Here is a 6,509-nt window from a genome sequence, read left to right on the forward strand (position 1 = left end):
TTAATCCTGATTGTAAAACTCTTCACCTACATGCTCACCTGCTCCACGAACAGCGCGATAAGCCACTTCTCCCATCGCCTTTTGACGATGATCAACCAGGGTTACGGAAGGCTGGGCGTTAACGGCGTGACGCTGACCCAGAAAAATAGCTATTGGCAGTTCAAGGTTGCTGATACCTCTGGTCACCCACATGCGTTCAAAATCAAAGTTACCACCGATAAATTCCAGCTGTGCCAGTCCTGCGTCCATTCCCGCCAGGTAATAATCCATATGAGCTTCTTCAGCAAACACATGAACCAACACGTAGGCATAACGAAGTTCATTAACAAGTTCTTTCAATGAAAAAGAACCTGTTTTTCTCGCATTAACTGCCGGATCGCCCCAGGAAGAGTGAACCGTTAATTCTTCTGGCTGATCATCATCAAACCGTGCACAGTACCGGACAACCGCTGAGGTATCCGGCATTTCATAACAAACTCTGGAAATTTCGAGACCTTTGACAATATCTTGCAAGGCCTGTTGATAAGTGCTCATACAACTCTCGTACACTTTAGAAGGGGCTGCAATACTAGCAAAATATGCCCATTCACTACAGGACAAGCACCATAGGGGTTTTCCCAGACGCCATGGCCAAAAGGCCATTTACAGATAGTTTAAACGGCTCTCAATTCATCCATATTCTGTAACAGGAATCGAAACAACTTTAGTTCATAGAGACTACAAGGGAAAAAAAACTCGGTGATAGGATAACTTTGAAGATGGCGACAGATGGAAGTAGTTGCCAACAAAAACAAGAATAAAAAAGCCCGCAAGGACTCCTTACATGCTCAAACCACTAGCTAGAACACCTCTGGCGATGGCAGTTGCTGTCGCCCTGTCAGCAGGCTATGCCTACGCTGAAACCGGTGCCCTTGAAGAAGTTATTGTTACTGCCCAGAAACGTGAACAGGATATGCAGGATACGCCTATCTCTGTTGCTGCCTTTGGAGCTGAAGCCATTGAAGACCAAGGCATTAATGATATCTCCGATATCAGTCAGTTCACTCCGAACGTAGAAATTGTTGAATCCCCTGGCGGTACTACAGGTGCCACTATCGCTATTCGTGGTTCGACCACTATTAATCCAGCAGTAACCTGGGAACCAACCGTTGGTATTTACGTTGATGGCGTTTTTATTGCCAAAAACGTTGGTGGCCTTTTTGATGTTGCTGAACTGGAGCGGATTGAAATTCTGCGTGGCCCTCAGGGTACGCTTTATGGCAAAAACACCATTGGTGGTGCGGTTAACCTGATCACACGAAAGCCAGGTGATGAGTTTGGTGGCACAGTCCGTTTGGGGGCTGGGAATTTTGGCAATAAGGAAGGCTTTATCAGCCTGGATACAGGCCGGGTCGGTGATATTGGATCTTTTAATATCGCTGCAAATATCCGTAAACGGGATGGTTTATACGACAACATTTCTACCAACCCACAAGCAGCTGACACGTTCAAAAAGCTTGATACATCTGCTCTCCGTCTGGCAGGCCTGCTTGATATCAACGACAGATTGGAAGCTTATTACACATACGATCAAAGTGAGAAAGATAATACGCCCAGTATGGCTCAGCGAGAAACCCTCTCAAGTAAACCAGAACGTAAAGATGAAGCTGCCGTCAACGGCGCCATAAAAGATACTTCAAAAAGCTTCGGCCATGCTTTGACCTTAACTTACGACCTATCTGAGACGGTTACAGTGAAATCTATTACTTCGTATCGAAATATGAAGTTTAATGACTCCGCAGATTATGATGGAACCGATTTGGCTCCAGGCACTTTTCATGCTTCTCGTGATGTAGAATCCGATCAAACTTCACAAGAGTTCCAGTTAATTGGCAGCACTGACTCCATGGACTATGTGCTTGGTCTTTATTACTTTACTGAAGACTCTAAAGCTATCAACCCATATGAAGCAAACTTTGGATCAGCAATAGCTGTAGACAATAAATATGGAGTGGAAAGTACTTCGTATGCTGTCTACGGCCAGACGGATTACTACCTGGCTGATCAATGGACTCTCACTGGAGGTGTTCGCTGGACGAAAGAAAACAAAGAAGCTTACCTTGAACGAACCGATCCAACTGGTGGTGCTTTTGGCGGAAATGTTCCAAAAACCACCGTGGATAAAAACTGGAAAAACATCTCACCAATGGCAACGATTTCTTATGCTGTCAGTGATGATATTTCAACCTACTTTAAGATAGCTCAGGGTTGGAAGGCTGGCGGCTGGAACCCAGAAGGCGCTACAAAAGCACTTTTCGAAGAAGGCTATGAAGAAGAAAAAGTAACCTCATATGAACTGGGGGTAAAATCTCGCCTGCTTGATAATCGCCTTCAGTTAAATGCTTCCATTTTTCAGAATGACGTCTCTGATCTTCAGCTAGCTCACTTCACAGGAACTGTCACGAAAGCCTACAATGCTGGTAATGCGATCATCAAAGGTTTTGAGCTGGAAGCTATTGCAGCTTTGACCGATGAGTTTACCCTTAACTTCAACTATGGCTACCTGAATACAAAGTATGGGAAGCTTTTGGTTGAAGGTATAGAGCAGCAGAGTAACTACAAATTCCCATACTCTCCAAAGAGCAAGTATTCTATTGGACTGGATTACTACAAACCTGTCAGCCTTGGTGCTATCAAAGCACGTCTTGACTACAGCTGGGTTGATAGCCAGTTCCTCTACCCTGAACCAGTAGCAGCCAACCTAACCAAGGTGGATGCTTATAGTCTAATCAATGCTCGAGTTGCCTTAACCGACATTGCTGTCGGTGAAAACGAAACAATGGAAGTAGCTCTATGGGGTAAAAACCTTACTAATGAGGAGTATCGTATCAATGGTATTCCGAATACTAACTTTGGTTTCGCTACCAACTACTACGGCGACCCAAGAACCTACGGCGTAGACGCCACTTATCGTTTCTAAAAGCCTGACCAGATATACCGGCACTGCCGGTATATCTACCCCCCGTGGGCAGAGTAAAAACAATAAAACAAACTCAGGGAATGAAGTTCGATGAACCCTCATGTTTTCAGGTCTCTTTTGAAAAGAGTCATGCTGGCTGCATCCTGCGCAACCACCTTCTCCTGTCTGGCAGTTCCTTCCTGGGCTGCTGATCCAGTAGAAACAATACTGAAGGTCGGTGAAGCCAAAACTAACGCCGCGGTAAAATCTCAAAAGAAAATAGATAAGCTGGCCAATGAAACCGATGCCCTGCTTCAACAATACAAGACCGTTAATAAACAAATAGACGGATTGAATGTATACAACTCGCGCCTTCAAAAACAATTGGATGACCAGCTGCAAAGGTTAAACGACCTTGATAACTCTATTGCCCAGGTCACCGTTATCCAGCGTCAAATCACACCGCTGACGCTCCGCATGATCGAAGGACTGGAGCAGTTTGTAAAACTGGATGTTCCTTTTTTACAGGAAGAACGTCAGGAACGTATTCAATTTCTGAAAGACAATATTAACCGTTCAGATCTCACTACTGCCGAAAAATTCCGACAAGTGCTGGAAGCGTACAAAATTGAAAATGAGTTCGGGCGCAAAATTGAAAGCTACGAAGGTAAGGTTGATATTGATGGCGCTGAACGAGAGGTTAAATTCCTTCGTGTTGGCCGCATCGCTTTACTCTATCAAACCAAGGACACTCAAATTTCCGGAGCCTGGGATCAACAAAATCGACGCTGGGTTCAACTGGATAATAACGAATACAGAAGCACCATTCAGAAAAGCTTGAGAATTGCCCGTAAGCAAGCTGCCATCGATGTTCTGAAACTCCCCGTTGCTGCTCCGGAGGCTGTACTGTGAACACTTCATTATTTAAAGCCTCTGTTCTGGTAGCTGCTGCAACTGTGTCCAGCTGGGCCTCGGCACAAGAAGCACAATCTCTGGGACAACTGCTAAAGCTGGTTGAAAAAGGTCAAATTGCCGAAGCGTCTGACAACAGAAGCAGGGAGCAAAAATTCCTGACTGAGAAAAACAACCAACGACAGGCACTTAAAAATGCTCAAACCCTTCGTACAGAAAAAGAAAAACTCTCTGCGCAACTGGAAAAGCAGTTTGAAGTCAATGAGCGCTTATTGACCGATAAACAGGGACAACTGAAAGAGCGAATGGGCAACCTGACCGAGCTCTTTGGTCACCTCACTTCGACTGCTGGTGACCTTCGCAGTAATTTCGAAAACTCTCTGATCAGCAGTCAGTACCCGAACCGTGAAGTGTTTCTCGATGAACTGATCAGCAAAATGAGCAGCTCTGAACAACTGCCTTCGATTGTAGAGATCGAAAGACTCTGGTTTGAAGTACAGCGGGAAATGACCGAAAGCGGTCGAGTCGTTTCTTTTACTGCTTCTGTCGTAAAGCCTGATGGTGAACAATTCGAGCAGCAGGCCATCCGTGTGGGTAGCTTTAACATTGTCTCCGATCAGGGTCAGTATCTGCAGTTCAGCAATGGTCAGCTCACCGAACTGGCACGCCAACCATCAGGCCCGTATCTGGAATGGTCTGCACAGTTAGCCAGCACCGACTCAGGTATGAGTGCTTTTGGTATTGACCCTACCGGCCCTTCTGGTGGCTCATACCTTTCTGCTCTGATTGATAGCCCTACCCTGCTGGAACGCTGGCATCAGGGAGGTGTAATCGGTTATATCATCTCAGGCGTAGGTGTATTTGCTTTGTTGCTGGGACTCTTCCGCCTTCTGATTCTTACTTTTGTCGAACGTCGTGTATCGGCTCAGGTTAAAGCAGAAAAAGCCAATACCAATAACCCACTGGGTCGAGTGCTTAAGGTCAAGGAAGATAACCCGGAAATCGATCTGGAAGCCCTTGAATTAAAGCTCAGCGAAACCGTATTGCACGAAGTACCCAAGCTGGAAAAAAATCTTAGCCTGCTGAAGATAATTGCAGCCATTGCACCACTAATGGGTTTGCTGGGTACCGTTACCGGCATGATCATCACCTTTCAGGCTATTACCATCTTTGGCGCCGGCGACCCTAAAGCAATGGCAGGTGGTATTTCCGGTGCACTGGTCACTACCGTACTGGGTCTGGTTGTGGCGATTCCTACGATTCTTATTCATACCGTGGTTAACAGTCGTGCAAGAAAGATCACCGGTATTCTGGTGGAGCAGAGCACCGGCATCATTGCTGCGCGAAGCCTGACTGAAACCAAAAAAATCACTAAAACCGTCATTACTGAATCAACAGCACGTCAGGAGCAGCCAGAGGCCGCCGTATGATGATGTTCTACGATGCTATTGATGCCATACGACGCTTTATGGATTCAGGAGGGCCGGTAATGATATTGATTGCTGCCCTGACGTTTATCCTGTGGACCATGATCTGCGAGCGACTGTTTTATTACCGGCATTCGCTCAGCAAGGAGCTGCAGGCAACTGTTCAAATATGGCAGCAAAGCCCTGAACACCAGTCATGGCAGACTTTGCAGATCCGGCGAATGCTGATTTCTCAATATCAGCAGAAGCTCAATCAGGGGATGCCTCTGATCAAAACCCTGATCGCCGTCTGCCCACTGCTCGGTCTACTGGGCACGGTGACCGGCATGATTGAAGTGTTCAACATTATGGCCGTCACCGGTGGCAGCGACGCTAAAGCCATGGCCGGCGGCGTCTCTCAAGCCACCATCCCCACTATGTCCGGCATGGTGGTGGCGTTGTCCGGTATGTTTGGCACTGTCTGGCTGGGACGAATTCGTGAACGTGAACAGGAAAGACTGGAAGACAGTCTGGCACCATCAATTCAGTGAAATTGTCTCTGAAATAACCATGTCAGAAAACAAAAATAATAAATTGAGTATCTCCTATGAGAATTAATCAATTAATGCAAAGTCAGGCTGACAACAGTGATTCTGAAATCGACCTGACTCCGATGCTTGATGTCGTGTTTATCATGCTGATCTTCTTTATCGTCACCGCATCCTTTATTAAAGAGGCGGGGGTTGATGTTACACGACCAGAAGCAGCCACTGCACAACAGGTCGAGAACGTTAATATCCTGATAGCCATTACAGCAACCAATGAGATCTGGATTGATAAACGACGGGTTGATCGACGCTCTGTCCGCTCCATTGTTGAGCGCATGCATGCGGAGAACCCCAAAGGCGCGGTCGTTATTCAGGCCGATAAAAAATCCAACACTGAAACAGTAACATCCGTTATCGACTCTTCCCGTGCGGCGGGTGTTTACGATGTTTCTCTGGCCACCAGCGAGTAGGATGATTTCGATGAAGGCACTGAGAATATTGTTTAGTGCAACTCTGGGACTGCTATTAACCGGCGGGCTTCTGTTTCTGATGTTGAGTCTGATTGAATCAGCGGATCATAATCTTGAGGATCGGCCTTCCCGAAAAATGGCTGACATTTATATGCCTGAACGGGATATTGAAGTCAGAGTCGAGCGACAAAAACCTGAAAAGCCTCAGGAACCGGATGAAGCACCACCCCCCCCC

The 6,509-nt window shown here is 46.5% G+C and carries 7 protein-coding genes; 6 read left to right on the top strand and 1 reads right to left on the bottom strand.

Annotation, left to right across the window (positions count from 1 at the left end):
* Window positions 1–534 (bottom strand): hypothetical protein, encoded by a 534-nt coding sequence (locus tag EOPP23_RS18435; RefSeq protein ID WP_153767465.1) that lies wholly within the window; start codon window positions 532–534, stop codon window positions 1–3.
* A 289-nt stretch (window positions 535–823) separates the two neighbouring features.
* Here EOPP23_RS18435 and EOPP23_RS18440 point away from each other — a divergent pair, with 289 nt between their 5' ends.
* From EOPP23_RS18440 to EOPP23_RS21580, 6 genes are all read left to right on the top strand, one after another.
* Window positions 824–2,959 carry a TonB-dependent receptor gene (locus tag EOPP23_RS18440; protein ID WP_153767466.1) on the top strand — a complete coding sequence of 712 codons (2,136 nt, stop codon included), beginning with the start codon at window positions 824–826 and terminating at the stop codon, window positions 2,957–2,959.
* A gap of 90 nt (window positions 2,960–3,049) precedes the next feature.
* Entirely contained in the window at window positions 3,050–3,850 is an 801-nt protein-coding gene (locus EOPP23_RS18445; RefSeq protein ID WP_228550778.1) for a DUF3450 domain-containing protein, read from the top strand.
* Window positions 3,847–5,280, top strand: a complete 1,434-nt coding sequence (locus EOPP23_RS21860) for a MotA/TolQ/ExbB proton channel family protein (RefSeq protein WP_370514819.1) — start codon at window positions 3,847–3,849, stop codon at window positions 5,278–5,280. Before EOPP23_RS18445 ends, EOPP23_RS21860 begins: the two co-directional genes overlap by 4 nt.
* The gene (locus tag EOPP23_RS18455; protein WP_153767467.1) at window positions 5,277–5,807 is read left to right on the top strand and encodes a MotA/TolQ/ExbB proton channel family protein; all 531 of its coding nucleotides are present in this window, start codon (window positions 5,277–5,279) and stop codon (window positions 5,805–5,807) included. Before EOPP23_RS21860 ends, EOPP23_RS18455 begins: the two co-directional genes overlap by 4 nt.
* 56 nt (window positions 5,808–5,863) lie before the next feature.
* Window positions 5,864–6,274 carry a biopolymer transporter ExbD gene (locus EOPP23_RS18460; protein WP_194842673.1) on the top strand — a complete coding sequence of 137 codons (411 nt, stop codon included), beginning with the start codon at window positions 5,864–5,866 and terminating at the stop codon, window positions 6,272–6,274.
* A 10-nt stretch (window positions 6,275–6,284) separates the two neighbouring features.
* The coding region (locus EOPP23_RS21580) for a hypothetical protein (RefSeq protein WP_228550779.1) at window positions 6,285–6,509 on the top strand (225 nt) is incomplete at its 3' end.

It is taken from the genome of Endozoicomonas sp. OPT23 (assembly GCF_009653635.1).
Taxonomy (GTDB): domain Bacteria; phylum Pseudomonadota; class Gammaproteobacteria; order Pseudomonadales; family Endozoicomonadaceae; genus Endozoicomonas_A.

Excerpts from the sequence above, each read along its gene's own strand:
- EOPP23_RS18440 (WP_153767466.1), top strand. The coding sequence starts at position 824 with ATGCTCAAACCACTAGCTAGAACACCTCTGGCGATGGCAGTTGCTGTC.
- EOPP23_RS18435 (WP_153767465.1), bottom strand. The coding sequence starts at position 534 with ATGAGCACTTATCAACAGGCCTTGCAAGATATTGTCAAAGGTCTCGAA.
- EOPP23_RS18455 (WP_153767467.1), top strand. The coding sequence starts at position 5,277 with ATGATGATGTTCTACGATGCTATTGATGCCATACGACGCTTTATGGAT.
- EOPP23_RS18460 (WP_194842673.1), top strand. The coding sequence starts at position 5,864 with ATGAGAATTAATCAATTAATGCAAAGTCAGGCTGACAACAGTGATTCT.
- EOPP23_RS18445 (WP_228550778.1), top strand. The coding sequence starts at position 3,050 with ATGAACCCTCATGTTTTCAGGTCTCTTTTGAAAAGAGTCATGCTGGCT.